A 1,550-nucleotide genomic window follows, 5' to 3' on the forward strand; every position below is an offset into this window, starting at 1 on the left:
GAACACCGCCTGTACAAGCTCGTTAACGTCCTCCACATAGGAATCAACGACGCCTCGGCACCCTCCGTCACCACCGAATGTGAGACAGGGCCGTTGTTTTTACAGTCCCTCCCCGGCACCCATTGCGCGGGTTGATCCGTGATGGGATCGTCACGGCCTTGATCGCTTCGACTGGGATGCGTCGCCTGGCCGGCCTTGGTCGTTGCGCGGGCGCGTGCGCGCGGGGCCGTAGGCCTGTAGCGCGTGCGCGCGGCCCGGTGTCAGCCGGGCCGTACTTGATCTGGTGAAGCAATTCTTAACCCGGTGGCTTCGGGTGGCGCTGTTGGGTCACGCCTTGGGATTTGCGTCCCTGCTTCTTCAGTGGCGGAGGCGGAGCGGTACCGCGTGGTACTGTGTGGTACATGATGAGGATTACGCTGCGGGAGTTCCGTGATGGCGCGGGTCGGGTGGTGGACGGGGTCGAGCGCACCGGGGAACCGGTCATCATCACCAAGTACGAACGGCCTGTCGCGGTGCTGGTCGGCATCGACGAGTGGGAGGAGATTGAGGCGTTCCGAGACCGCAGGGACTCGGCGGTGATCGCCCGTTCCCGTGCCGAGGGTCAGTTTGTGCCGCTGTCGGCGGCTCTGGAGTCGCTCGGGGTCGATCCTCGTGAGGTGGAGGCGCTGCTGGCCGACCGGGCCGGCGGTGCGGCGGCGTGAAGGTTCAGATCGACCGGGACGTGCTGGTCTGGCTGCACAAGCAGCCACGCAACGTCTTCCTGACCGTCTTGAGCGCGATCCTTGGCTTGGTCTCTGACCCTGCGCCGCAGAACTCGACCGAGATGCGCGACGGATCCGGGCGTCGTTTGCGTGTCGGTGACTACCGGGTCCTCTACCGCCTCGACGGCGACGAGTTGACCATCCACGCCGTCGGGCATCGCAAGGACGTCTACACCTGAGCCGCCCGGGTCCGTCGGCCTTGTCCGGCCCACGATGGGCTCTCAAGGTCAAGGGCCGCCGACCGGCGGTCGTACAACGCCGTGGTGGTGCGCTTGAGCCTGGGTGGCGCCGTGCCCTGGCGGCGGCGAGCCGTATCCGCTCGGTTCGCTGCGCCCAACGGTGGTGATCCGGGCCAACGGGTCGCCGCATGTTGTCGGGCGTGCGTGGGTGTCGCTGTCATGGCTGCTGTCGCCATCGACGCCGAGTGATGCCCGACGAGTCGAACCGCATGTGAACGTGCAGGTGAGGCCCGCCATTACCTAGCGTGACATCGTTGCTGGCTCCACACATACTATGTGATCGCCGGCAACACGCCGGTCCTTGTACATAACTGCGGTCCAAATGAGAGCGTAGTCAATCTTCCGGAAACGGTGTCGCCAAAGCCCCTCAAGCCTGGCCAGGTCGATCAGGCTTGGTCTGACTTCCTAGCACGGCCCCGGCGTTGTTCCGGCTTGAGGTGTTCTGTCCAGGTTGGGGACCGGGCAGGGCTGGAGTTGTGGGACGAGCGCGACTCTGATGATCTTTCGGGTGTCTAGACCTAAAGATCGTTCCAGGAGTCGCGCTCGTGTC

General features: G+C 65.0%; 2 protein-coding genes. Both read left to right on the forward strand.

Annotation, left to right across the window (positions count from 1 at the left end; translation table 11 throughout):
- Window positions 1-401: 401 nt before the first annotated feature.
- Window positions 402-701 (forward strand): type II toxin-antitoxin system Phd/YefM family antitoxin, encoded by a 300-nt coding sequence (locus AB0I41_RS35160; protein WP_357115798.1) that lies wholly within the window; start codon window positions 402-404, stop codon window positions 699-701.
- Window positions 698-940: a type II toxin-antitoxin system RelE/ParE family toxin gene (locus AB0I41_RS35165; protein ID WP_357115801.1), complete on the forward strand. Its 243-nt coding sequence runs from the start codon at window positions 698-700 to the stop codon at window positions 938-940. The genes AB0I41_RS35160 and AB0I41_RS35165 overlap by 4 nt, the downstream gene beginning before the upstream one ends.
- Window positions 941-1,550: the final 610 nt, after the last annotated feature.

It is taken from the genome of Micromonospora sp. NPDC050200, assembly GCF_040656135.1.
Classification (GTDB): Bacteria; Actinomycetota; Actinomycetes; order Mycobacteriales; family Micromonosporaceae; genus Micromonospora.